The following is a 23,924-nucleotide window of genomic DNA, read 5'->3' as shown; positions in this document are numbered from 1 at the left end:
TCGGCCAATGTGAGGTATCGGGCGCGGACGCGTCGGGGAACCGACTTCCCTGCGATCTTCGCGTGACGTACCGTCAAGAGCGTGGATTCCACGGCGACGACGATCGCGGTCGCGGGTGTGCTTGCCATCCCCGTGGGCGCGGCGGTTCGGGCGGCACGGCGCCACCACGTCTACGGCACGCCGACCGAGCGGGCCGCATACGAGGCGATGCACAGCGTGTCCTTGGCCGCCCCGGTGCTGCGCGAGGGCCTCTCCCCCGAATCGGCCCGCAAGGCGGCACGGCATCTGCGCCGCCTCCTCGGCACGGAAGCGGTGGTCATCACCGACGCCGACCGGCTGCTGGCCTGGGACGGCGGCGGAGAGCGACATAGTGACGACGCGCTGATCCACGCCAAGAACGTCATCGCGACCGGCCGCGTGAAGCTGCTCGACTGGATCGACTGCGGCAGCGAGGACTGCCCGGTGCGCGACGCGGTGATCGCGCCGCTGATCGTCGACGGCCTGCCCGTAGGCACCTTCGCGGCGTACAACGGCACCGCGTCGGTGGCGCTGACCCGCGCGGTGTGCGAGGTCGCCCGCTGGGTCTCCTCCCAGCTCGAACTCGCCCAGCTCGACCAGTCCCGCACCCGCGCGATGGAAGCCGAGATCCGCGCCCTCCGCGCGCAGATCTCCCCGCACTTCATCTACAACTCGCTCACCGCCATCGCCTCCTTCGTACGCACCGACCCGCCGCGCGCCCGCGAGCTGCTGCTCGAGTTCGCCGACTACACCCGGTACTCCTTCCGGCGCGGCGGATCGATGACGACCGTCGCCGAAGAGCTGCGCTGCATCGACTGCTATTTCCAACTCGAGCAGGCCCGCTTCGGCGACCAGCTGCAACTCGTCGTCCAGGTCGCCCCAGAGGTTCTGGACGCCGAGGTGCCTTTCCTCTGCCTGCAGCCGTTGGTCGAGAACGCGGTAAGGCATGGACTGCGCGGTAAGGAAGGCCACGGCACGGTCTCCGTCTGCGCCGAGGACAGCGGCGACCAGTACACGATCACGATCTCCGACGACGGCGCGGGCATGGACCCGGCGGCAGCGCGCGCAGCATTGAGCGGAGAAGGCACCCCAGACGCGCACGCTCTCGCTAACATCCAGGAACGGCTGCGCGCCGCCTTCGGACCGGACAACGGACTCGACCTGCGCTCCTCACCGGATGAGGGCACAACGGTCACCGTCCGGATCCCGAAGCGGGACGCGCGCCGCAAGAGCATCGGCGTGACGGGGAACGGAAGCTCGAGCGTGAACGGCAACGACGGCGGGTCTGCTCCGAACGGCAAGGCGCAGGAGTCGGCCACACAGGGAGTAAATGCATGACCCGGCTCGACCTGGGCCGCCCCGGACTCGCGGTCCTCGCCGTAGACGACGAACGCCCCGCCCTCGAAGAGCTGACCTACCTGCTCAGCGCGGACGAACGGATCGGCAGCATCCAGACCGCCTCCTCAGGCGCCGAGGCGATCCGCATCCTCAGCGGCGACCAGAAGGTGGACGCACTCTTCCTGGACATCCGCATGCCCGGCGCCACTGGTGTAGAGATCGCCAAGACGCTGGCCCGGCACGCGAACGCACCACAGGTCGTCTTCGTGACCGCGCACGAGGACTTCGCGGTCGGCGCCTTCGAGCTGCACGCCGTCGACTATGTACTCAAGCCGGTACGTCAGGACCGGCTCGCCGAGGCCATCCGGAGGGTGGACGAGCGGCTGCACGTCCGCACCCGCGGCGCCCCGGACGAGGACGAGGTCATCCCGGTGGAGCTGGCCGGTGTGACCAGGTTCGTGAACCGCTCGCAGATCCGCTTCGTCGAGGCCCACGGCGACTACGCCCGCCTGCACACCGCTTCCGGCTCCCATCTCGTGCGGATCTCGCTGGCCACGCTTGAGGAGCGCTGGTCGCCGCACGGTTTCTCCCGCATCCACCGCTCCTACCTGGTGGCGCTGCGCCACGTGCAGGAGGTGCGCTGGGACGCGGGGCACACCACCGTGCGCATCGGCGACAAGACGCTGGCCGTGAGCCGTAGGCACGCGAGAGAGCTGCGGGACCGCCTCCTCAGGGACGCCAACCGACGCGGCTGAGCCAGCCCGGATCAGGCACCGACACCCGCCCTTCACCCTCCCAGTGACCTGAACTACCGACCGCACGACCGGTCGGCGCGCGCGTTCAGCCGCTCGGCGCAATGCGCTGGTCCGGGCGCTGTGAGGTCTTGGAAACACGGGCACGACCCGATCGGGTCGGTGTGTCCGCTACCTGGTCCGCTGAACCCTTGATCCCGATTCCTCCCTCTTCGGCACGACCATTGAAAACAAATTCCAGCAGTCCACCGGTCCGAGCAGCACTCCGCCGGCCGCGCCCGACGCGACCCTCCTCGGGCCTCCCATCGGTCGAAAGGATCCGGTCGTGAGCAACGAAGCTCCCACGACTACAAGCCCGGCGACCGTCGCCGATCCCGCACCGCTCGGCCTCGCCGGGTTCGCGCTGACCACCCTGTTGCTCTCGTTCGGCAACGCCAACATCATCACCGAGGCGGGCGCGGGCGTGTTCGTGCTCGGCGCGGCCGCGTTCTACGGCGGCCTCGCGCAGCTCCTCGCCGGGATGTGGGAGTTCAAGCGCGGCAACACCTTCGGCGCCACCGCGTTCAGCTCCTTCGGCGCGTTCTGGCTCACGTACTGGTACATCATCAACCACCTCGCCGCCGGCGACATTCACCAGGCGCTCGGCCTGTTCGATCTCGCCTGGTGCCTCTTCACCGCGTACATGACGGTGGCGGCGCTGCGGACCTCCGGGGCGGTGCTCGGCGTGTTCGCCTTCCTGACCCTCACCTTCCTGTTCCTCGGGATCGGCGCGCTCCAGAACGGCACGCCGGCTCCCGACACGCTGACAAAGGTCGGTGGCTGGCTCGGCATCGTCACCGCGGCGGTCGCCTTCTACACCTCCGCCGCCGGGGTCATCAACGCCACCCACAAGCGCGACGTGCTGCCTACGCTGCCGCGCTGATCCTTGCCTGTCCCGATCCACACCTCCGCCGGGTGCTTCCGCTCGGCGGAGGCACCCGAGCCGGACGGCAGTGGCAGGCCGGTCGGCGCGAGGCGCACCCGCCCCGCGTCGACCGGCCTTCCGGCGTCACCCGGTTCGCCCATGTGGTCTAGACCTTTTTGACCGAAACTCTTGCGTAACAGCTCGCCTGCTGGTGTGCTTTGGAGCTGAAAGTCAGGGAAGTCAGGACCACATCGTCATCGGCGATCACCGAGGAGTGGGCGTGTCCAACGAAACGCTGTCGAACCTGTTGAGCGAGGAGAGGCGGTTCCCGCCGCCGGCGGAGTTGGCAGCGGCCGCGAATGTCACGGCTGACGCCTATGCCGCCGCAGAGGCGGACAGGCTCGCGTTCTGGGAGACCCAGGCCCGCCGCCTGAGCTGGGCGGAGCCGTGGACCGAGGTGCTGGACTGGTCGGATAAGCCGTTCGCGAAGTGGTTTGTCGGCGGCAAGCTGAATGTCGCTTACAACTGCGTGGACCGGCACGTAGAGGCCGGACACGGCGACCAGGTCGCCATCCACTTCGAGGGCGAGCCCGGCGACACCCGCACCCTCACCTACGCCGACCTCAAGCGCGAAGTGTCCAAGGCGGCGAACGCGCTGCTGGAGCTGGGCGTGACCGCCGGGGACCGGGTCGCGATCTACATGCCGATGATCCCCGAGACCGCCATCGCGATGCTGGCCTGCGCCCGGATCGGGGCGCCGCACTCAGTCGTGTTCGCGGCCTTCTCCTCCGAGGCGCTGCGTTCGCGCATCGACGACGCCGACGCGAAGATCCTGATCACGGTGGACGGCTACAACCGGCGCGGCGCCGTCGCGAGCCTCAAGCCGAACGCGGACGCCGCGGTCGACGGCGCCGGTTCGATCCAGAAGGTCTTGGTCGTGCGGCGCACCGGGCACGAGGTGCCGTGGAACGCCGAGCGCGACGTGTGGTGGCACGATCTGGTGGACCGCCAGTCCGACGAACACACCGCTGAGGCGTTCGACTCCGAGCACCCGCTGTTCATCCTGTACACCTCGGGCACGACCGGTAAGCCCAAGGGCATCGTGCACACCACCGGCGGCTACCTGACACAGGTCTCCTTCACCCACCACGCGGTGTTCGATCTTAAGCCGGACACCGACGTCTACTGGTGCACGGCCGACGTCGGCTGGGTGACCGGGCACTCGTACATCGTCTACGGCCCGATGTCGAACCGCGCGACGCAGGTGATGTACGAGGGCACCCCCGATACGCCGCACCAGGGCCGGTTCTGGGAGAACATCCAGAAGTACAAGGTCAGCATCCTGTACACGGCGCCGACCGCCATCCGCATGTTCATGAAGTGGGGCGACGCGATCCCGGCGAAGTTCGACCTGTCCTCCCTGCGGCTACTGGGCTCGGTCGGCGAGCCGATTAACCCCGAGGCGTGGATGTGGTACCGGGAGCACATCGGCGGCGACCGCTGCCCGATCGTGGACACCTGGTGGCAGACCGAGACCGGCGGCATCATGATCTCCCCGCTGCCCGGCGTGACCACCACGAAGCCGGGCTCCGCGACCCGGCCGCTGCCCGGCATCTCCGCAAACGTGGTGGAGAAGGACGGCACGATCGTGCCCAACGGCGGCGGCGGCTTCCTCGTGCTCGACCAGCCGTGGCCGTCGATGTTGCGCGGCATCTGGGGCGATCCACAGCGCTACAAGGACACCTACTGGGCGCGGTTCGCCGAGCAGGGCTACTACTTCGCCGGCGACGGTGCGAAGAAGGACCTCGACGGCTACCTGTGGCTGCTCGGCCGGGTGGACGACATCATGCTGGTGTCCGGGCACAACATCTCCACCACCGAGGTCGAGTCCGCGCTGGTCTCGCACCCGGCGGTGGCCGAGGCCGCCGTGGTCGGGGCGAAGGACGAGACGACCGGCCAGCGGATCGTCGCGTTCGTCATCCTGCGCGGCGGGACGACCGAGGCGCCCGAGCTGGACGGCGAGCTCAAGTCGCACGTGACCAAGGAGATCGGGCCGATCGCCAAGCCCAAGCAGATCCAGTTCGTGGCCGAGCTGCCCAAGACGCGCTCCGGCAAGATCATGCGGCGGCTGCTCAAGGACGTGGCGGAGGAGCGCGCGCTGGGCGACACCACGACGCTCACCGACGCCTCCGTCATGGACCTGATCAAGACCAAGCTCCCGCACGCCGCCGAGGAGTAGCGCGCGGGCTAACAACGGCTCAGCTGACGGCGCGTCACTCGGTGATGCGCCGTCAGTGCTTTTGGCGCCGAGTCGCGCTAAGCAGCCGCCCCTGACACGCCGTTTGTAGTTCTTTACGTCATACGTCCCATTCGGCGATGATCGTGCGCATGCCGCGACGGCGCAATCTGTACGACCGAGGGCTGGAGGGCGCCGAGCCGGCGGCAGCCGGGGCGAGCGCAGGTTCAGTTGCTTAGACCGATCCTGCGCTCGCCCTGCACGTGGTTAGTAGCGGTAGCACTTGGCGCATACGGCGCGTTTACCTGGAACCTGTGGCGGCAGCTTCAGGTGGGCGCCTGTGACCTCGGCATCTTCTACCAGGCCGTCCAGGGGTGGGCGTTTCACGGCTGGCCTTACGTCGCCATCAAGGGCTACGCGCAGCTTGGCGATCACTTCTCGCCGATGCTCGCGCTGCTGGCACCACTGCTGTGGATCTACGACTCGCCGCTGACGCTGATGCTCGCTCAGGTACTCCTGGTCTGCCTTTCCGCGGTCCCTGTGTACCTGGCGGTGCAGCGTCGCTACGGCACGTTGGCGGCGTCGCTCCTCAGCGCCACATACCTACTATCGTTCGGGATTCAGGGCGCGCTCGCGTTTCCGGTGCACGAGGTGATGTTCGCCGCGCCGCTCGTCGCCTGGGCACTCGAGAGGTCGTTCGCCGGCCGATGGACCTTCGCGGCGTGGGTGATCTCGGCGACGGTGCTGGTGAAGGAAGACATGGGGCTGACCGTCGCGGCCTTCGGCGTGTACGCACTCGTCCACGGCAAATGGCGGCACGCAGCAGCGCTCGTTGCTCTCGGCCTGAGCGCCCTCGTCATCTCGGTCGCCGTGATCATCCCGGCGATGAACCCGAACGGTTTCACGTACAGCAGCGACTATGCGGCGGCGCTGGGCGGATCGAGCGACGCAGGCAGCCAGGTCGCCTATCTCTTCGCGCATCCCGGCACCGTGTTCAACACCCTGTTCGACAATCCGATCAAGCTGCTCGACTGGCACCACCTGCTGATCCCAGTCGGCATCGTCGCGCTGGGCTCACCGGTAGCACTGGTCGGGCTGCCGACGATAGTCATCAGGATGCTCAGTTCGCGCGACACCGAGTGGAGTTGGCTGCTCTACTACGACCTGCCGCTTATGCCGATCATCTACCTGGGCGCCGTAGATGCCTATGGGCGATGGTCGCGCATCGCGATGTCGCTATGGCAGTTTCTGGTTGGTAAGCGATTGCCGCGAACGCGTGGGCTTCGGCTAGACGCGTGCGTTGCCGCTTTGCTCTGTGGTGTCGCCTTCTTCGCTTCCCTTCGCGGAGCCAGAAGCCTGCCGCTCTATGACTGGTTCTTCAAGGGCTCGTACCACTCGAAGCCGGCCTGGCTTGTCGCCGTCCGACAAGTCGGCGGCGACGTGCCGCCGGATGTCGCGGTTCAGGCCACGAACTGGCTCGCCATCCCGCTGAGCGCGCGCGACGGCGTGACGATCTTCGGGTCGGCGTATGCGGTCGGCGACTGGGCGTTCGTGGACACGGCGGACCCGGGGTGCGGAGTGACCAGCGAGACCGCCGACGCCGAGATCGCAAGGCTCACCGGCGAAGGCTGGGTCACCGTGCGACGCGACCCGCCGATCGTGCTGCTTCGCCGGCCGTGAGCAGCGAGGCGGGCGCGATGGTGCGGGTCAGAAGCCGAGCGAGATCCACGGGGCGATGTCGGAGGCGAAGGCGCGTGACGCCTCGGCGACCGCCCCGCCGCGCCGTTCCTCGACGAGGCCCGCGGCGGCCAGGGCGCGGAGCGTCACGCCACCGAGGAAGGCCGTGCCAAGCTCACGCGCCGCGATCCTCAGGTCGGCCGCGGCGGTGGTGCGCGCGCAGCTGGCGCCCTTTTCGTCGCCGACGAGACGCCAACGCCCCGCGTTCCACGGACAGAAGTCGTCGACGACCTCGATGACAGTGTCGATCGGAGCCGCATAGGTCCGGGAGGACAGACTGCGGTCGACGTCCACGAGACGCAGGTAGAGGCTGTCGTGCAGGTGCGGCTCGGCGGCCCGGACGTTCGTCATCAGGTGCATCAGCGGTGAGTCGGCCGGCTGCGGCCGGTAGAAGGTGATCACCTCGGTGAGGTCGATGTCGTAGAGATAGCGCAGGAGGGCGGCGTGCGCCGCGGCGTCGTCTCCGATCAGCTCCTGGACGACCACGGTCCTGTCCCGCGTGGCAGGATCTTCCCTCGTCCGGTAGAGGGCGTAGCCCACCGGATCACCGCCGCGCTCGGCCACGACCGTGCGCAGGCCCGAAGTGCCGGAGGTCCATTCAGGCGGCTCAGCGCTGTTGAACCGATTCCAGGCCGTGGATCGCTTGATCATCCCCGGGCGGCTGTCGATCTGACGGTTGTAGATCGCCTGGCGCAGGTCGAGCGCTCCCTCGGTCGAGGCGAATCTGACCCGAACCTGCTCCGTGCCCGGCGGCAGCCGCAGGCCTGCCTTGTGCCGCGGCACCGTCAGACTGACTCCGGTCGTCGCCAGGCCGTAGCCGAACCGGCCGTAGATCGGCGGCTCCGACGCGGTGAGTCCGGCGATCGCCTCGCCGCCGGACTCGTGCAGACCGTCCAGCTGGTGACGCATCAGCGAGGTGAGGATGCCGCGCCGTCGGTGGGTCGGCAGGACGGACACCCAGGTGACTCCGGCCAGGGGAACCCGGCCGCCCGGCACCGACATCTCCAGGGTGTAGATCCCCGCGGCGCCGACCAGGTCGGTATCGTCGAAGACGCCGATCATCCGGTCGAGTTCGAAGGTTTCGCGGTACAGAGCGACCAGCTCAGGGCTGTAGGGCTCGGATGCGAACGCGGTCACGTCGAGCTGGAAGACCTGTGCGAGTTCGGACTCGACGAGCGGGCGCGGAACAGGTAGCTCTGACGACATGGCTTATGCGTAACATTGCACCACCGTCAGGCGCCACTGCTTTACTGCGTCTCGACAGCCGGGCGCTAGGGATCGATAAAGCGACTTGTCGACATGGCGATAAATTAATTAATCGCCATACGGTACGGATGTTCGACGCGGAACGCTCGACGTCACGGTGATCGACAACGCCAGACTGGGCGGCGCCGCGGCGCGATCAGCCTAATCACCGCATAGTCCGCCGAGCGGCGGGTACCTTCCGAAGCGTTCGGCCCGACCGCATAACGGCGCTCTGAGCTCGGGGCGGCCGTCAGGAGGTTTCCCATGGCAGCGAACGCGGACACGAAGCCCCACCGCGGAACGGCGGACGGCGCAGCGGCGGACGGCGCGATGAGTGGTGTGGAGCCGAAGCTGAGCAGGCTGGTGACCGACGCGACCAGGGACCTTTCCGCCCTGGTGCGTGAGGAGATCGCGCTGGCGAAGGCGGAGGTCAGATACGACCTGAAGCAAACGGCCATCAGCGGCGGTCTGTTCGGCGTCGCCGGACTGTTCGGACTTTTCGCGGTCATCCTGCTCTCGTTCGCCGCCGCCTACGGCATCCATGCCGCTGGACTTGGCTTGTCATGGTCTTGGCTGATCGTCGGCGGCGCGTACCTCCTCATCGCGATGGCAGCCGCCGGGATAGGCGTGATGCGCCTGAAAAAGCTGCGGATGGCGGAGGCGACGAAGCGCACGACCGGCGAGTCCATCGCCGCACTCAAGAGCGCGGCACGTTAACGGCATGCCATGGGTGACGCCTGCGAGCGACACCTCACAGCGCGATAACCGAACTCGCCCCGCATGGACACCGTCGAGGTAGCCGGATGTGCCATGCTGGCGGCCATGGCCTCTGACCTGTCCCCGGTATACGTGGACGGCCCCTGGACCCACCGCGAGGTCTCCGCGAACGGCGCGCGGTTCCATGCCGTCGAGCTCGGCGAGGGACCGCTGGTGCTCTTCCTGCACGGCTTCCCGCAGTTCTGGTGGACCTGGCGGGAGCAGCTTCCGGCGTTCGCGAAGGCCGGATACCGCGCGGTGGCGATGGACCTGCGCGGGTACGGCGGCAGTGACAAGACCCCGCGCGGCTACGACCCGGTGAACCTGACGCAGGATGTGACCGGCGTGATCCGCGCGCTCGGCGAGGCGAACGCGGCGGTGGTCGGCCACGACTGGGGGGCGACCCTCGGCTGGACGGCGGCGACGATGCGGCCGAAGGCGGTGCGACGGCTCGTGGTGGTGAGCGCTGGGCATCCGAGGCGCCAGCGCACGGCGCTGCTCACCGATCCGGCGCAGATCGCGGCTAGCAAGCACGTGTTCGCGGCGCAACGTCCGGTGACGGCGGAGAGATCGCTGGTACGCGACGGTGGCGCGGTCGTGGAACGGATGCTGCGCGCGTGGAGCGGACCGAACTGGCCGCCGACCGACGTAGCCCTGCGCTACGCGCAGGCGATCGCGATTCCAGGCGTCGCGCACTGCTCGCTCGAGTACTACCGCTGGTGGGTACGTTCGCTCATGCGCCCGGACGGAATGCAGTACCAGCAGCGGATGCGGATCGCGACGGAGGTGCCCACGCTCCATCTGCATGGGGCGCTCGACCGGGCTGTTCTCACCTCGACGGCACGCGGATCGGGTCGATACGTGAACGCGCCGTACCGTTGGCGGCTGCTCGAAGGCGTGGGCCATTTTCCCCAGGAAGAGGCCCCGGAACTGTTCACAAGCGAGGTGCTGGGCTGGCTGCGCGACGACGAACCAGATCGCTGACGCAGGGCTGAGCGCGAGGCTGCTTTACAAGTGGGCTGCTGGCTACGGCTAGCTATTTCACGTGCCTTAGCGGGATCGAGGCGTAGTAGAGCGCGACGACGGCACCGACGGCCATGAGCGGCGTCAGCACGGCGGTCTCCAGCTTCTCACCGGTATGTCTGATCACGGGGATGCCGAGGCGGGCCTTGATCGGCCAGAACAGCGGGCAGCCTTCCTTCGTCACGCAATCGCCGGCGAGGTGGGTGAGCGTGCCGAGGCCGACCGCTATCGGCAGCCAGAACGGGTCTGTGCCGATCCAGATGGCCATCGCCCCCGTGCCGGCGACGGCGAGCAGCATCACCACGCCCCAGGACTGAATCCCCTTGCCGGGTGGGCAGAGATGCAGGGCCCTGATGGCGAGGGAGAGCAGGATGTAGACCAGGGCGAGGGTGAAAGGCCGTTTCAGATAGTGCGCGCCGGCCCAGGTGCCGGCGGTGGTGAGCGCGACGAAGAAGAAGGAGTGCGTCGCGTGCCGGTGGCCACCGGAGATCCACTCGACGAAGCGGCAGAAGGCGTGCGAGACCGGGCCGAGGAAGTGCGCGATCGTGCCGTCGGGGTGGTCGAGGTCGGGGAGGAGCGCGGCGCCCGCGGTGACGAACGTGCCGAGCACGACGTCCTTGAGCGCGAGATGCGACGGCCACACCGAGACCGGAACCCAGGCGGCGGCCGCGGCCCAAGCCAGCGCGCCGCTCGTCGAGTGCGAATGTCCGAGCACGAAAAGCCCCCACGGTTTTGCTGGCGCGGATCTGACGGTCAGACAGTAGCAACACCGTCAGACAGATGATCGTACGGTCGCGGGAGTGGGGACCGGGTGTCTCCGAAGGGACTTTGCCCGAGCGGTCGGACTCGGCAGGTGAGGTGGGGCAATCCGCCGGTGGAGTGGCGGATTGGGCGAGCGCGTAAGGGACTCCGCGATGGGTGTGGGACCAAAGGGAAAGGGAATGAGGGGTCGGCGATAAAGCGCGACGAGCGACGAGCGACGAGCGACGAGACCCTAGATCGCGCAGCCCTGAGTGTCCACAGGTGACGTCGCAGTCGCACCTGGCTGTGCATCGTGCGCAACCTGACGCGCGGTCAGGGCGTAGCCGGTCGACGCATCTTCCAACGACTTCGCGAACACGACCCCATACACCTGTCCCTTCGCAGTAAGCAGCGGACCGCCGGAATTACCCTGGAGGACCTGCGCGTAGAGCGAGAAGATGTCGCGCACCGCAGTGGTCTGCTGATAGATGTCCTGTCCTTGCGCGTTGATCTCCTGCCGGATGCGCGCGGCCACTGGGGTGAACGGTCCGTCCTCCGGGAATCCGGCCACTACCGCGCTGTCACCGCTGGCACCGCTGTCGTCGAAGGTGAGCGGCGAGGACGGCAGACCCGGGACGTAAAGCACCGCGACGTCGCTCGTCGGGTCGAAGACGACGACCGTCGCGCGGTAAAGCCGACCGACTCCGCCGATCTGCACCGTCGGATGAGTGACGCCACCGACCACGTGCGCGTTCGTCATGATGTGCTGCGAAGCGAACACGAAGCCTGAGCCCTCGATCTGCTTTCCGCAGCTCGGCGCGTTGCCCACGATCTTGACGATCGAGTTGCGCGCGTCCACCACCGCCCGGCTGTTCAGCACCGCGGGATCGGGCGCGGGCACGTTCGCGATCTGCTCGCGCGTGAACGGGGCGAACACCTGCGGGAAGCCGCTGCGGTCGAGCACATTCGCGAACGACCGGAACCAGGTCTGCGCGTCCGCCGGAAGTACCTGCTTCATCCCACTCAGCAGCGCGGAGTTGCGCACCTGCTGCGAAACCACCGGCATCGACGAGTTCACCAGCGCCAGCCCCAGGAACCAGGCGACCAGCAGGACCGAGATCACGGACACCCCGGCGCCCGCGGCCTGGTCCACCGCCTGGACCGGCCGCCACACCAGCTCGCGCCGCAGCCGACCTCCCAAGTTGGTGGCGAGCACCTGCCCGAGCACGGCCAGCACCAGCACCGCGCACAGCGAGATCGTCGACACCACGAGCGACGTGGTGAACCGCTGCATGACGACCGGCACCAGCCACAGGCCGAGCAGCAGCCCGCCGACGAAGCCGACGAACGACAGCACGCCGACCACGAAGCCCTGGCGATAGCCCGAGACGGCGAAACCGATGGCGACGACGACGAGAATCAGGTCAAGCAGGTCCACGCGCGGTCCCTCACTCGTCCGTCTCGGCGCCGTCAGCGTAAGGACGCTGATCGGCGGGGCGGAGCGAGCTCGACCGGTAGGAGAGCGCGATGACGTCGTCGGGCAGGTCGCGGACCCGATCGTGGTCCCAGTCCTGCTCCCAGCCCCCGAGTCGCAGCACCCCGTCCAACAGCCCGGCGGTGAACCCCCAGATCAGCAGCCCGTCGGCGGCGAAGGCCGGTCCGACGTACCCGGACGGATGCCGCACCCGCAACCGGTTCTCCGGCGCGGCGAGTTCGGCAACTGCGACTCGGTGCACCGAGGCCACCTCCAGCGGACTGCCTACCCGCAGCGGCGCGGGGGTGCGCCACCACCCCAGGACGGACGCGACCATGAAATCGCTTGGTTGCAGATAAAGCTCCGGCAGAGCGCCGAACACGGCCACCGAATCCGGGTCCACCCCGGCCTCTTCGTGCGCCTCCCGCAAGGCGGCCTGCACCGGTCCGGCGTCCTGGGGATCGATGTGGCCGCCGGGGAACGCGGGCTGTCCCGCGTGCGAGCGGAGCGTCGAGGCGCGTTCAGTGATGAGGATGTCGACGTCGGCCGCCGAGGCACCGGTCGCCGTTCCGGCGAAGAGGATGAGGACGGCGGACTGGCGCGGAGCACCCGGCAGGGTCCTTGTACGCTGCCGGAAGCCGGCCCATCGCGATGCCGGATCGATGGCCCGGACCGCGTCGGCGAGCGGATGCAGCCAGTCCGGCAGATCTGGCGGGACCGTGACCAGCTCGCTGTCAGCGGCGCCGCCAGGAGCGCCGTCGCCGTCGTCTTTAAACCCCGGCTCGTCGATCAGCTGCTCGTCAGCCGGGTGCTCGCTGACGCGGCGCTCACCGGCACCCCGTTCGCCGCCGCCGCCACGGCCGGACGACAAAGCCCCGGCACCCGCGACATCGGACGCTCGTCTGAGCGGGCCTCGGCGGGGCCCCGTCGTACCCTTCACACCGGGCACAACGCCCGACCCCAGCGTTTCGTTCACCGTGCCGCCTTCCGGGCCGCGGCCAAGTTCGCCGCCTCGCGTGCGGACGCAGGCCTGAGCAGCGCCTCCGCCTTAACCGGATCCATTTCCCCAATGCCGTAGGAGGGGCATAAATCCGCGATAGGGCACGCGCCACACGCCGGTCGTCGCGCATGGCAGACCCGGCGCCCATGGAAGATCATCCGGTGCGAGAGCATCGTCCACTCCTGCCGCGGGAACAGCGCGCCGACAAGGTGCTCGACCTTCACCGGGTCGGTCTCCCTGGTCCAGCCGAACCGCCGAGCCAGCCGTCCGAAGTGCGTGTCCACGGTGATCCCCGGCACGTCGAACGCGTTGCCGAGGATCACGTTCGCGGTCTTCCGGCCTATCCCCGGCAGCTTGACCAGGTCCTCGAGCCGCCGGGGCAGCTCGCCGCCGTACTTGTCGCACAGCGCCTGGCCGAGCCCGATGATCGACGCCGCCTTGTTCCGGTAGAAGCCGGTCGGCCGGATGATCGCCTCGAGCTCGGCCCGGTCGGCGGAGGCGTAGTCGGCGGCGGTCTTGTACGTGGCGAACAGCTCAGGGGTGGTCTGGTTCACCCGTACGTCAGTGCACTGCGCGGACAGGATCGTCGCGACGGCCAGCTCCAACGGGTTGGCGAAGTCCAGCTCACAGTGAGCATCGGGATAAATCTCGGCGAGCGCCCGGTTGATCCGCCGTGCCCGCCGGGTGAGGGCGAGCGGGGTCTCGTGGGTCACGGGTGCGGGTTCAGTCGTCTCACCGGCCAAGCTCATTGGGCAAGAGTAGATGGTCCCGCGGCGTGCGGGGGACGTAGGCGGCGTAAGCGAGACGACGGCGTCCGGGATCCCGAGTATGTGAAATCGGGTGCGGTAGGTCACACTGTTGGATGCAGGGCCATAACAGATTGCGTCTGGGCGTCGAGTCGAAATCCGTCGACCGGCGACCCGCGGCGCGAACGAAACGGCCGCGAGGCCGATGGAGGATCGACCGTGGACGACGTGCTGCGCCGCAGCCCGCTGTTCGCCGCACTCGATGAAGAAGCGTCGAACTCGCTGCTCAAGTCGATGACCGAGATAGCACTGGGACGCGGGGACGCGCTGTTCCACGAGGGCGACCCGGGCGACCAGCTCTACGTCGTGCTCGAGGGCAAGATCAAGCTCGGCCGCTCCTCCGGCGACGGCCGGGAGAACCTGACGGCGGTCATCGGTCCCGGCGAGATGTTCGGCGAGCTGTCCCTGTTCGACCCCGGCCCGCGCACGTCCACTGCGACCGCGCTCACCGCCACCCGCCTGCTCGCGCTCGGCCACACCGAGCTGCAGCCGTGGCTGAGCGCCCGGCCCGAGGTGGCCCGCTCGCTGCTGCGGGCCATGGCGCGCCGGCTGCGCCGCACCAACGAGAACATGGCCGACCTGGTCTTCTCCGACGTCCCCGGCCGGGTGGCGAAGGCGCTGCTCGACCTGTCCACCCGGTTCGGTCAGCCGGCCGGCGAGGACCAGGAGGGGATCAAGGTCGCGCACGACCTGACCCAGGAGGAGCTGGCGCAGCTGGTCGGCGCCTCCCGCGAGACGGTGAACAAGGCGCTCGCCGACTTCGCCCAGCGCGGCTGGATCAAGCTGGAGGCGCGCGCGGTCGTCCTGCTGGACACCACGCGGCTGGCGCGCCGGGCGCGGTAAGGCGCTCAGCCGGCGGGCTTGGCCTCGTCGAGATAGTCGAGTTGCGCCTGCACGGACAGCTCCGCAGCAGGCCAGAGCGCCCGGTCGACGTCGGCGTAGACGCGCCGCACGATCTGCGCAGCGGTCCGGTCCCCTGCGGCGACCGCATCCTCCACCTGTGCCAGCCGGGCCGCTCGGTGGGCCAGGTAGAAGTCGAGGACGGCCGCGGGATCGTCGCGCACCGGTCCGTGCCCGGGCAGCACCCGCTCGATCGTGGCGTCGTCGACCATGTGGCGCAGACGGCCGAGCGAGTCGAGGTAGTCGCGCAGCTTGCCCTCGGGATGCATGACGACGGTCGTGCCGCGTCCGAGGACTGTGTCACCGGTGAGCACCGCGCGGTCGTTGGTGACCAGGAACGACAGGGAGTCGCCGGAGTGGCCCGGCGTGCCGATCACCCGGATCTCCAGCCCATCGACGTCGACCACGTCGCCGTCGGACAGCCCTTCCGAGCCGAGCCGAAGGGCCGGGTCAAGCGCTCGCACCGGAGCGCCGACCAGCTCGGCGAAGCGACGGGCTGACTCTGCGTGGTCCTCGTGGCCGTGCGTCAGCAGGATCGCGGCGACCCGCGCGCCGAGCTCGTCGGCCCGCGCGACGATCGCCGCCAGGTGACCTTCGTCCAGTGGGCCGGGATCGACGACTACGGCCTGTCGCGCACCGGGCTCAGCCAGCACCCACGTGTTCGTGCCGTCCAGGGTCATCGGCGACGCGTTAGGCGCGAGGACCAGCGACGCACGCAGCGTCACCGGCCCCGAGACCACCGCCTTCGCGGCCACGCCACCGTACGGGGCGTCGGTCGCACGCGTCCCCCGGTCCGACATCTGGTCAGTCAGCCCCGTCCGTGTCTGCTTCAGCTGTGTCGACTTCAACCGTGTCCACTTCAACAGTGAGCTCGACCTCGACCGGGGAGTCGAGCGGGAGGACCGCGACACCGACCGCCGACCGGGCGTGCTGCCCCGCGTCGCCGAAGACCTTGCCGAGCAGCTCGCTGGCGCCGTTGATCACGCCGGCCTGTGCGGTGAAGTCCGGTGCTGAGGCGACGAAGCCGACCACCTTGACGATCCGGCGCACCCGGGAGAGCTCCCCGACCTCTGCCTTAACAGCGGCGAGCGCGTTCAGCGCGCAGCGTTCGGCCAGCTGCTTCGCCTCGTCCGCCGAGACCTCGATGCCGACCTTGCCGGTCTTCAGGAGCGCACCGTCGACCATAGGCAGCTGGCCGGAGGTGAAGACGAGCGAGCCAGAACGCATCGCCGGTACATAAGCGGCGACCGGCTTGGGAACTGCGGGCACCTTAAGGCCCAGCTCGGCAAGCCGCTCCTCCGGCGTCACCGCGCTCATTGCTTCTCGCGCTTCATATACGCGACCAACTGCTCCGAGTTCGGTCCCGGCACCACCTGAACCAGCTCCCACCCGTCCTGGCCCCAGTTGTCCAGAATCTGCTTGGTCGCGTGCACGAGCAGCGGCACCGTCACGTACTCCCACTTCGTCATGGGCCGAGCCTAACCGGTGCGCGGAACACTACGCGCGCGGTGAGGGGATTAGGCTCTTGCCGTGACGAATGCGGACCGGACGCGAACGAGGTCGGACTGGTCCGCCGTACGCCTGCATGTGGTGACCGGCAAAGGCGGGACGGGTAAGACCACCGTCGCCGGTGCCCTCGCGCTGGCCCTCGCGGCCGGCGGCGCGCGGCACGGCGAGCGGCGGGTCCTGCTGGTGGAAGTCGAAGGGCGCCAGGGAGTGGCGCAGCTCTTCGACACTCCGCCGGCGCCCTACGAGGAGCGCCGGGTCGCGGTCACCCCGGACGGCGGCGAGGTCTGGGCGCTGGCCATCGACGCCGAGCAGGCCCTGCTCGAGTACCTGGACATGTTCTACAAGCTCGGCCCGGCCGCGCGGGCGCTGCGCCGGTTCGGCGCGATCGACTTCGCCACGACCGTCGCGCCCGGGATCCGCGACGTGCTGCTGACCGGAAAGACCTGCGAGGCGGTACGGCGGCGGGCCGCGCCGGACGCGGGTCGCGGAGCCGACCACGACCGGGTGTTCCACTACGACGCGGTCGTCATGGACGCGCCGCCGACCGGGCGGATCACCCGGTTCCTCGCGGTGAACTCCGAGGTGTCCGGGCTGGCCCGGGTGGGCCCCATCCGCAACCAGGCCGACGCGGTCATGCGGGTGCTGACCAGCGCGCAGACCGCCGTGCACTTCGTCACCCTGCTGGAGGAGATGCCGGTGCAGGAGACGCTGGACAGCATCGCCGAGCTGCGCGACGCGGGACTGCCGGCCGGAGGGGTGATCGTGAACCAAGCGCGGCCCGTGGTGCTGCCGGAGGACCGGTTGAAGAAGGCCGCGGAACCGGGCGGGCTGGATCTGGCCGAGCTGGCGGACGGGCTGCGGCCGGTGGGCCTCGCGGACCCCGACGTGGTCGCGGCGCTGGCGCAGCTCGGCTCGGAGCACGCCCGGCGGGTGCTGCTCGAGTCGGGCCAGCGCGACCTGCTCGCCGAGAGCGGTGCGCCGATGTACGAGCTTCCGCAGCTCGCCGACGGCATCGACCGGGTCGGCCTGGACACCCTCGCCGCCGAGCTGCGCCGCCAGGGGGCCGCATGACCGCGGCCACGCTGCTCGACGACGCGCGCCGGTTCGACCTGGACCGCCTGCTGGACGCACCGGAGACCCGGATCGTGGTGTGCTGCGGCTCCGGCGGCGTGGGCAAGACGACCACCGCGGCGGCGTTCGCGCTGCGCGCCGCCGAGCGCGGGCGGGACGTCGTGGTGCTGACGATCGACCCGGCGCGACGGCTGGCGCAGGCGCTCGGGCTGACCGAGCTGGACAACACCCCCCGCAAGGTCGACGGGATCGACCGGTCGGGCGGCGGGCGGCTGCACGCGATGATGCTCGACATGAAGCGGACATTCGACGAGATCGTGCTGGAACACGCCGACCCCGAGCGGGCCGGGCAGATCCTCGCCAATCCCTTCTACCAGTCGCTGTCCGCGAGCTTCGCCGGCACGCAGGAGTACATGGCGATGGAGAAGCTCGGCCAGCTGCGGGCCCAGGCTGACTGGGACCTGATCGTGGTCGACACCCCGCCGAGCCGGTCCGCGTTGGACTTCCTGGACGCCCCGGACCGCCTCGGCTCCTTCCTGGACGGGCGGCTGATCAAGATCCTCTCGGCCCCGGCCAAGATGGGCGGGATGGGCGCGTTCAAGCTGATCACCGGCGGATTCGGCCTGGTGACCGGCGCGCTGAACAAGATCCTCGGCTCGAACCTGCTCGGCGAGGTGCAGTCCTTCGTGGCGGCGCTGGACACGATGTTCGGCGGATTCCGCGAACGGGCCGAGCGCACGTACCAGTTGCTGCAGACCGAGGGCACCGCGTTCGTCGTGGTGGCTGCTCCTGAGCCGGACGCACTGCGTGAGGCCTCGTACTTCACCGAACGGCTGGCTACCGACCGAATGCCACTCGCCGGGCTCGTCCTTAACCGTGTGCACGTCCCTTTGGCGGATATCACCGGGGAGCGTGCGCTCGCCGCGGCTGAGCAGCTGACGAACGGCAAAGCCAAGAGGTCTACGCGTAAGGTGACGGGAGCGGCCGAATCCGCGCACTCGCCTGTGGTTCCCGCGGTCGCGGCTGGTGCGCAGTCGGATGAATCGCAAGCACGAGAACTCGCTGCCGCCCTGCTGCGTCTGCACGCCGAACGCGTTGCGCTCGCTCGCCGGGAGGGCCGCTTGAGCGGCCGTTTCCTGGCGAACCATCCCGGAATCCCGGTGCTCGAGCTGCCCGCGCAGGCCGAAGACATCCACGACCTCGAGGGCCTGCGCACCATCATCGAGCAATCGCTCTGAGCGCGCTGAATACATGCAGGAGCAATACCTGCAACAGCAACACATGCAGCGGCAACGACAGCGCGCACCTAAGGAGCCGCGGCACCCCCACCGGACCGCAGCTCCCTCTATCCGACCGTCGACTCCCCGCCCTCAACCGAGTGCGAAAAGCGGCTCACCTGGTGCCCAGCCAGGCAGCCCGACAGCGGTGCGAACGTTAGTTGCTCGCCGAGACCACCGACGGCCGCTGCCGCAGGTAAGCCTCGCGCTTTCCCTCCAATACCTTGCGCCACGACCGGACGTCGGGCCGACGCCGCAACAGCGCGCGCCGCTCCCTCTCCGTCATGCCGCCCCACACGCCGAACTCGACCCGGTTGTCCAGCGCGTCCGCCAGACACTCGGTGCGAACCGGGCAGGCCGCACACACGGACTTCGCCCTGTTCTGCGCCGCGCCCTGGACAAACAGCTCGTCCGGGTTCATGCCGCGGCACGCAGCGGCGATCGTCCAGTCCTCGACCCAGTTCCTGACCGTCATCTTCATGGGCACTGCGTTCTCCGACCCTGCCTTCATTCCGGTGCCGCCCTCTCGAACTCGAGGCTCCCCCAACGGCGGCCGGCCCTCCCGATGCGGCGACGCAGTGCCCCCGACGGCGGTCGAGGGACCGTCGCGGCGGGCGCCGCGTGCACCGACCAGAGCGACCGGCACGACATCCGCACTTGTCGCACACTGCTCGCACTGTTCTGCATCGCGCTGTGCTGAGTTGAATCCACACTGCGACGAATCGCACTGTTTCGCGTTGCACCATCTCGCATGCGGCGTGATGTCGAAAGGATCCGCTGTCGCTGGTCCGTCGCAGCACCGCGCCGCCGTACCTTTACGGCCTCCACGCCGTGTTGCACGTCGGCACAGCGTGAAGCGTTCACCCGGATTCGTCGCCCGGCTCAGGAGCCGGGTGCCGATCCACTGCCGCTCCCCGCCGCACCGGACGCCTGTGGAATCACCGTGTGCGTAGAGATCACGTCAGCTAGCTCGACATTACGGAATCTTAAGGAACGCCGACAGGCCCCGAACTGGTCAATCTGGTATGGCCCGTCCGGACTACCCGCCGTGTAGCAACTGGGCCACAGAATCGCCCGGCAACCCCCTGGTCATGCCCGCGGGTGGCGGGCGGACCGTACTCTGTTCCGCATGGTGACGGCACGTACAGGTTACCGGGGAGCGAGCGGCGCGGGACGATTGGTATCGCATCTCGGCTCATTCGTAATGGTCAGTTCCCTGGCGGGAGTGCTCATCGCGGGCCTGACCCTGCCCTTCATGGGCACGGTCGGGCTGACCGCCAAGGCCGCGTCCGACCATTTCGAGGACCTGCCCGTCGACTTCGCCGCACCGGCACTGCCTCAGCGCACGAAGGTCCTCGCCGACGACGGTTCGGTGATCGCCTACACCTGGGGCGACTTCGGCAACCGCGTCGTCGTGCCGATGTCCTCGATAAACCCGAGCATGCCGCACGCACTCGTCGCCGTCGAAGACCAGCGCTTCTACCAGCACGGCGGGATCGACATCAAAGGCACCGTGCGCGCGCTTTTCCACAACTCGCAGGGCGGCGCCACGCAGGGCGGTTCGTCAATCACGCAGCAATACGTGAAGAACGTGCTTCTCCTGGAAGCCGGCACCGATAAGACCAAGCAGCAGGCGGCGATCGCGGACACCTTCTCGCGCAAGGTAACCGAACTGAAGTACGCCATCGCGGTCGAGAAGCAGCTCAGCAAGGACCAAATCCTGGAGCGCTATCTCAACCTCGTCTACTTCGGTAACGGCGCATATGGCGTCGAGGCGGCGGCCGAGCTTTACTTCTCGACCACCGCGGACAAGCTGACCCCGCCGCAGTCCGCGATGCTCGCCGCGATCGTCAACAGCCCGACCCAGTTCGACCCGTTCCAGCACCCGACGGACACGATCGCGCGGCGCAACGTCGTGCTCCAGGACATGGCGAACCCGGCGCTGAACTACATCACTCCCGCTCAGGCGGAGCAGTTCGAGAAGGCGCCGATCGGGCTGAACCCCACGAACCTGAAGAGCGGCTGCGTGTCCGCGTCCGGGTCGGCGGCGTTCGAATGCAACTACGCGTACGAGAGCTTCCTTAACGATCCGGCGTATGGCAAGACGCTCGCCGACCGGCAGGCGATGTGGAACCAGGGCGGCCTGACCATCCAGACCACGTTCGACCCCAAGGACGAACACGCCGCCGACGCCGCGATCTCGAAGCGGGTCTATGCGAGCGACAAGGTCAAGAGCGACGTGTCCACGGCGCTGGCCATGGTCGAGCCCGGCACCGGGAAGATCAAGGCGATCGCGCAGGCGAATCCCATGGGCAGCGGGCCCGGGCAGACCTATATCGACTTCGCCGGGGACAGCCAGCACAACGGGACCAACGGCTTCCAGGCCGGCTCGTCGTTCAAGATCTTCGTGGGGCTGGCCGCGCTGGAGCAGGGGATCAGCCCCTACCAGACCATCGACGCGCCGGCGACCCTGGACGACGCCGGTACTGAAGTCCCCGTCTGCCAGAACAATTCGACCCACATCACGTGGCCGCCGGACGCCCCCGCGAGTGGCAAGTACGCCCCGTCGAACGACGACGTCACGGACCACCCGAACACCAACATGTACACGGCCTATGCGGATTCGATCAACACCTTCTTCATCAAGATGGAAGAGACGACGGGCCTGTGCAAGCCGGCCCAGATCGCGCAGTCGATGGGCGTGACGCAGGACAACGACAACGACACCGGCAAGCCACTGCAGCAGATCCTGTCGTTCACGCTCGGCACGAACCCGATCACGCCGGTCGCGATGGCGAGCGCATACGCGACGCTGGCGGCGCAGGGGACTTACTGCACGCCGATCGCGATCATGTCGGTCGTGGACGTGTCCGGGAAGAACTACGGCGGCCAGACGGCGAACTGCCACCAGGTCCTCGACCCGAACATCGCTAACGAGATGACCGACATGCTGACCCACGTCGTCACCGACCCGGGCGCGACCGCCTATGGCGCGGTGAACATCGACAACGGTCAGCCGGTCGCGGGTAAGACGGGCACGACCGACAAGGGCATCGCGACCTGGTTCGACGGCTACACCCCGTCGCTGGCCACCGCGGTGTGGACCGGATTCATCGACTGGAACGGCAAGAGCCGGCTGTCCGACATGAAGATCGGCCCCACCTACTACTCCGGCCAGATCTTCGGAGCCAGCATCTCGGCCCCGATCTTCAGCGATGCGATGAACGGCGCGCTCGCCGGGACGTCGGTGCAGGGCTTCACCGCCCCGACCGGCTTCAGCAATTCGAACAACAACGGTGGCGGCAATGGCGGTGGAAACGGCAACGGACCTGGGGGCCCGGGTCTGATAGGCAACCTGTTCGGCGGCCTCGGCGGTAATAACGGCGGCAACGGAAACGGCGGCAACCACTGACCCGCCCCACTACCGCCTGACCTACCTACGTGCCCCCGCTATCCCTATAGCCCCAACGCCAGAGGCCGTGTCGGATGCCTTACCCCCGACACAGCCTCTTCCCCTTCACCTCACCGCGCTGCTCATCGCCACCCCGCCCCGCCTCACCCTCAACGGGTAAGCCGCACGCTTCACTAGCTCAACGCTGATCGCACCGCCGCCGCCACCCTCCCGCCCTCTGCCCGCCCCGCGATCCTCGGCGTGAGCACCTTCATGACCTGGCCCATCGCCTTGGGCCCAGCCGCCCCGGTCTCCGTGACTGCTTCAGCAACGAGCGCGCTCAGCTCCTCGTCCGTCAGCTGCTGGGGAAGGTAGCCCGTCAGCACCTCACCCTCCGCCCGCTCCCGCTCGGCCTGTTCCGCGCGACCTGCCCCCGCGAACGCCTCGGCAGCCTCGCGCCGCTTCTTCACCTCGCGCGTCAGGACAGTGACGATCTCCGCGTCGGACAGCGCACGGGCGACCGAACCGGCGACCTCCTCGTTGGTGATCGCGGTCAGCGCCATGCGGAGCGTGGCCGACCGCAGTTCGTCGCGGCTCTTCATGGCGGCCGTCAGGTCCGTGCGCAGCAGATCTTTGAGCGTCGTCATGTTCCCAAGCCTGTCATGAACGAGCAGGCGCCGCCGAACATATCCTCGCCGATACAATCAGCTAATGCGCCGTTCTATCGCCGTCCCGTTGGGCACCCTGGCCGTCGGCGCGGTCGGACTGGCCTACGCGGCGGGCGTCGAGGTCAACCTCTACCGCCTGCGCCGCTTCACCGTTCCCGTGCTGCCCGAGGGCGCGGCCTCGCTGCGCGTTCTGCAGGTCTCGGACATCCACATGGTCCCCGGCCAGCGCCGCAAGCAGGAGTGGCTCCGTTCACTCGCCGAGTTGGACCCGGACTTCGTCGTGAACACCGGGGACAATCTCTCCCACCACGACGCCGTCCCAGAGGTGCTGGACGCGCTCGAACCGCTGCTGCGCTACCCCGGCGTGTTCGTCTTCGGCTCGAACGACTACTACCAAGCCTCCCGCCTCAACCCGACGAAGTACCTGCGCAGGGGTGACCGCTCGCACGCGCCGCGCCGCAAGCGGGCCGAAAACGACTGGCCCGCACTTCAGGCAGACTTCGCGAAGGAAGGCTGGCTCGACCTCACCAACGCCCGCGGCACGCTGAACCTCGCCAACGGCAGCGGCAACGGCAGGCGCAAAGTCGCGTTCGTCGGAGTGGACGACCCCCACGTGCGCCGCGACCGCTACGACGAGGTGGCCGGAGGACCGGACGAGGAAGCCGAGCTGACGATCGGCGTAGCCCACGCCCCCTACCTCCGCGTACTCGACGGAATGACCGCCGACCGACTCTCCCTGATCCTGGCCGGCCACACCCACGGCGGCCAGCTCTGCCTGCCTCTCTACGGCGCCCTGGTGACCAACTGCGACCTGGACCGCGCACGAGCAAAGGGCCTGCACACCCACGAAGCGGGAGGCGAAACCGCCTACCTCCACGTCTCGGCGGGCTGCGGCGCCTCCCGCTACGCCCCCGTGCGCTTCGCCTGCCCGCCCGAGGCATCCCTGCTCACCCTCGTCCCCAAAGACCAAAAACAGCGCTGAGCTGCGCCGCCACGCACCACCCGAAACGATTTCCGGGAACCGCCCCGCCTCGGCTAGACTGACGGCGCACTACGGTGCCCGGCCAAGAAGAACACC

At 68.6% G+C, this 23,924-nt stretch carries 22 protein-coding genes; 12 read left to right on the top strand and 10 right to left on the bottom strand.

Annotated features, from left to right (window positions below):
* The first annotated feature begins 81 nt into the window (after nucleotides 1-81).
* The 5 genes from VGZ32_RS00490 to VGZ32_RS00470 all read left to right on the top strand — a co-directional run bounded on the left by VGZ32_RS00490 (nucleotide 82) and on the right by VGZ32_RS00470 (nucleotide 6,928).
* Nucleotides 82-1,356 (top strand): histidine kinase, encoded by a 1,275-nt coding sequence (locus VGZ32_RS00490; protein ID WP_326883724.1) that lies wholly within the window; start codon nucleotides 82-84, stop codon nucleotides 1,354-1,356.
* Nucleotides 1,353-2,111, top strand: coding sequence for a LytTR family DNA-binding domain-containing protein (locus VGZ32_RS00485; protein WP_326883723.1), 759 nt, complete (start codon nucleotides 1,353-1,355; stop codon nucleotides 2,109-2,111). The genes VGZ32_RS00490 and VGZ32_RS00485 overlap by 4 nt, the downstream gene beginning before the upstream one ends.
* Before the next feature lie 322 nt (nucleotides 2,112-2,433).
* A complete protein-coding gene (locus VGZ32_RS00480) occupies nucleotides 2,434-3,030 on the top strand; it encodes an acetate uptake transporter (RefSeq protein WP_326883722.1) in 597 nt (198 codons plus the stop codon).
* 262 nt (nucleotides 3,031-3,292) lie between these two features.
* The gene (acs, locus tag VGZ32_RS00475; protein WP_326883721.1) at nucleotides 3,293-5,251 is read left to right on the top strand and encodes an acetate--CoA ligase; all 1,959 of its coding nucleotides are present in this window, start codon (nucleotides 3,293-3,295) and stop codon (nucleotides 5,249-5,251) included.
* A gap of 327 nt (nucleotides 5,252-5,578) precedes the next feature.
* Nucleotides 5,579-6,928 (top strand): DUF2079 domain-containing protein, encoded by a 1,350-nt coding sequence (locus VGZ32_RS00470; protein WP_326883720.1) that lies wholly within the window; start codon nucleotides 5,579-5,581, stop codon nucleotides 6,926-6,928.
* A 27-nt stretch (nucleotides 6,929-6,955) separates the two neighbouring features.
* Here VGZ32_RS00470 and VGZ32_RS00465 read toward each other — a convergent pair whose 3' ends face one another.
* Complete coding sequence (locus VGZ32_RS00465; RefSeq protein ID WP_326883719.1) at nucleotides 6,956-8,191, bottom strand: GNAT family N-acetyltransferase; 1,236 nt, start codon at nucleotides 8,189-8,191, stop codon at nucleotides 6,956-6,958.
* A gap of 402 nt (nucleotides 8,192-8,593) precedes the next feature.
* On the opposite strand from VGZ32_RS00465, the gene VGZ32_RS00460 reads away from it, so the two are divergent.
* A complete protein-coding gene (locus tag VGZ32_RS00460) occupies nucleotides 8,594-8,947 on the top strand; it encodes a phage holin family protein (RefSeq protein ID WP_326883718.1) in 354 nt (117 codons plus the stop codon).
* 105 nt (nucleotides 8,948-9,052) lie between these two features.
* A complete protein-coding gene (locus VGZ32_RS00455) occupies nucleotides 9,053-9,970 on the top strand; it encodes an alpha/beta hydrolase (RefSeq protein WP_326883717.1) in 918 nt (305 codons plus the stop codon).
* 52 nt (nucleotides 9,971-10,022) lie between these two features.
* Here VGZ32_RS00455 and VGZ32_RS00450 read toward each other — a convergent pair whose 3' ends face one another.
* The 4 genes from VGZ32_RS00450 to nth all read right to left on the bottom strand — a co-directional run bounded on the left by VGZ32_RS00450 (nucleotide 10,023) and on the right by nth (nucleotide 13,973).
* Complete coding sequence (locus tag VGZ32_RS00450) at nucleotides 10,023-10,724, bottom strand: metal-dependent hydrolase (protein WP_326883716.1); 702 nt, start codon at nucleotides 10,722-10,724, stop codon at nucleotides 10,023-10,025.
* 279 nt (nucleotides 10,725-11,003) lie between these two features.
* Nucleotides 11,004-12,188 (bottom strand): MarP family serine protease, encoded by a 1,185-nt coding sequence (locus VGZ32_RS00445; RefSeq protein WP_326883715.1) that lies wholly within the window; start codon nucleotides 12,186-12,188, stop codon nucleotides 11,004-11,006.
* Nucleotides 12,189-12,198: 10 nt separating this feature from the next.
* A complete protein-coding gene (locus VGZ32_RS00440) occupies nucleotides 12,199-13,095 on the bottom strand; it encodes a CoA pyrophosphatase (protein WP_326883714.1) in 897 nt (298 codons plus the stop codon).
* 101 nt (nucleotides 13,096-13,196) lie between these two features.
* Nucleotides 13,197-13,973, bottom strand: coding sequence for an endonuclease III (nth, locus tag VGZ32_RS00435; RefSeq protein WP_326883713.1), 777 nt, complete (start codon nucleotides 13,971-13,973; stop codon nucleotides 13,197-13,199).
* Nucleotides 13,974-14,189: 216 nt separating this feature from the next.
* Between nth and VGZ32_RS00430 the strand changes: the two genes are divergently transcribed.
* Entirely contained in the window at nucleotides 14,190-14,873 is a 684-nt protein-coding gene (locus VGZ32_RS00430) for a Crp/Fnr family transcriptional regulator (protein ID WP_326883712.1), read from the top strand.
* Nucleotides 14,874-14,878: 5 nt separating this feature from the next.
* Here VGZ32_RS00430 and VGZ32_RS00425 read toward each other — a convergent pair whose 3' ends face one another.
* Genes VGZ32_RS00425 through VGZ32_RS00415 form a run of 3 tightly spaced genes read right to left on the bottom strand, consistent with a single transcriptional unit; the run spans nucleotide 14,879 to nucleotide 16,399 of the window.
* Nucleotides 14,879-15,730 carry an MBL fold metallo-hydrolase gene (locus tag VGZ32_RS00425; RefSeq protein WP_326883711.1) on the bottom strand — a complete coding sequence of 284 codons (852 nt, stop codon included), beginning with the start codon at nucleotides 15,728-15,730 and terminating at the stop codon, nucleotides 14,879-14,881.
* Nucleotides 15,731-15,734: 4 nt separating this feature from the next.
* Nucleotides 15,735-16,247: a RidA family protein gene (locus VGZ32_RS00420; protein ID WP_326883710.1), complete on the bottom strand. Its 513-nt coding sequence runs from the start codon at nucleotides 16,245-16,247 to the stop codon at nucleotides 15,735-15,737.
* A complete protein-coding gene (locus VGZ32_RS00415) occupies nucleotides 16,244-16,399 on the bottom strand; it encodes a DUF4177 domain-containing protein (protein ID WP_326883709.1) in 156 nt (51 codons plus the stop codon). The genes VGZ32_RS00420 and VGZ32_RS00415 overlap by 4 nt, the downstream gene beginning before the upstream one ends.
* 61 nt (nucleotides 16,400-16,460) lie before the next feature.
* Here VGZ32_RS00415 and VGZ32_RS00410 point away from each other — a divergent pair, with 61 nt between their 5' ends.
* Together VGZ32_RS00410 and VGZ32_RS00405 are read left to right on the top strand one after the other, a co-directional pair.
* A complete protein-coding gene (locus VGZ32_RS00410) occupies nucleotides 16,461-17,510 on the top strand; it encodes an ArsA-related P-loop ATPase (protein WP_326883708.1) in 1,050 nt (349 codons plus the stop codon).
* Complete coding sequence (locus VGZ32_RS00405) at nucleotides 17,507-18,748, top strand: ArsA family ATPase (RefSeq protein WP_326883707.1); 1,242 nt, start codon at nucleotides 17,507-17,509, stop codon at nucleotides 18,746-18,748. Before VGZ32_RS00410 ends, VGZ32_RS00405 begins: the two co-directional genes overlap by 4 nt.
* Before the next feature lie 196 nt (nucleotides 18,749-18,944).
* On the opposite strand, the gene VGZ32_RS00400 is transcribed toward VGZ32_RS00405, so the two are convergent.
* Nucleotides 18,945-19,298 (bottom strand): WhiB family transcriptional regulator, encoded by a 354-nt coding sequence (locus VGZ32_RS00400; RefSeq protein WP_414642432.1) that lies wholly within the window; start codon nucleotides 19,296-19,298, stop codon nucleotides 18,945-18,947.
* Nucleotides 19,299-19,991: 693 nt separating this feature from the next.
* Here VGZ32_RS00400 and VGZ32_RS00395 point away from each other — a divergent pair.
* On the top strand, nucleotides 19,992-22,199 hold the full coding sequence (locus VGZ32_RS00395; protein WP_326883706.1) for a transglycosylase domain-containing protein: 2,208 nt from the start codon (nucleotides 19,992-19,994) through the stop codon (nucleotides 22,197-22,199).
* 173 nt (nucleotides 22,200-22,372) lie between these two features.
* On the opposite strand, the gene VGZ32_RS00390 is transcribed toward VGZ32_RS00395, so the two are convergent.
* Nucleotides 22,373-22,825, bottom strand: a complete 453-nt coding sequence (locus tag VGZ32_RS00390; protein ID WP_326883705.1) for a GatB/YqeY domain-containing protein — start codon at nucleotides 22,823-22,825, stop codon at nucleotides 22,373-22,375.
* 64 nt (nucleotides 22,826-22,889) lie between these two features.
* Between VGZ32_RS00390 and VGZ32_RS00385 the strand changes: the two genes are divergently transcribed.
* Nucleotides 22,890-23,828: a metallophosphoesterase gene (locus VGZ32_RS00385; RefSeq protein ID WP_326883704.1), complete on the top strand. Its 939-nt coding sequence runs from the start codon at nucleotides 22,890-22,892 to the stop codon at nucleotides 23,826-23,828.
* Nucleotides 23,829-23,924 lie beyond the last annotated feature (96 nt).

It is taken from the genome of Actinocrinis sp., from assembly GCF_035938995.1.
In the GTDB taxonomy this organism is placed as follows: Bacteria; Actinomycetota; Actinomycetes; order Streptomycetales; family Catenulisporaceae; genus DASZGI01.
This window is presented reverse-complemented; position numbering and strand designations above follow the sequence as displayed.

Excerpts from the sequence above, each read along its gene's own strand:
- VGZ32_RS00420 (WP_326883710.1), bottom strand. The coding sequence starts at position 16,247 with ATGAGCGCGGTGACGCCGGAGGAGCGGCTTGCCGAGCTGGGCCTTAAG.
- VGZ32_RS00390 (WP_326883705.1), bottom strand. The coding sequence starts at position 22,825 with ATGACGACGCTCAAAGATCTGCTGCGCACGGACCTGACGGCCGCCATG.
- VGZ32_RS00425 (WP_326883711.1), bottom strand. The coding sequence starts at position 15,730 with ATGTCGGACCGGGGGACGCGTGCGACCGACGCCCCGTACGGTGGCGTG.
- VGZ32_RS00405 (WP_326883707.1), top strand. The coding sequence starts at position 17,507 with ATGACCGCGGCCACGCTGCTCGACGACGCGCGCCGGTTCGACCTGGAC.
- VGZ32_RS00455 (WP_326883717.1), top strand. The coding sequence starts at position 9,053 with ATGGCCTCTGACCTGTCCCCGGTATACGTGGACGGCCCCTGGACCCAC.
- VGZ32_RS00415 (WP_326883709.1), bottom strand. The coding sequence starts at position 16,399 with ATGACGAAGTGGGAGTACGTGACGGTGCCGCTGCTCGTGCACGCGACC.
- nth (WP_326883713.1), bottom strand. The coding sequence starts at position 13,973 with ATGAGCTTGGCCGGTGAGACGACTGAACCCGCACCCGTGACCCACGAG.
- VGZ32_RS00465 (WP_326883719.1), bottom strand. The coding sequence starts at position 8,191 with ATGTCGTCAGAGCTACCTGTTCCGCGCCCGCTCGTCGAGTCCGAACTC.
- VGZ32_RS00400 (WP_414642432.1), bottom strand. The coding sequence starts at position 19,298 with ATGAAGGCAGGGTCGGAGAACGCAGTGCCCATGAAGATGACGGTCAGG.
- VGZ32_RS00485 (WP_326883723.1), top strand. The coding sequence starts at position 1,353 with ATGACCCGGCTCGACCTGGGCCGCCCCGGACTCGCGGTCCTCGCCGTA.
- VGZ32_RS00395 (WP_326883706.1), top strand. The coding sequence starts at position 19,992 with ATGGTCAGTTCCCTGGCGGGAGTGCTCATCGCGGGCCTGACCCTGCCC.
- VGZ32_RS00385 (WP_326883704.1), top strand. The coding sequence starts at position 22,890 with ATGCGCCGTTCTATCGCCGTCCCGTTGGGCACCCTGGCCGTCGGCGCG.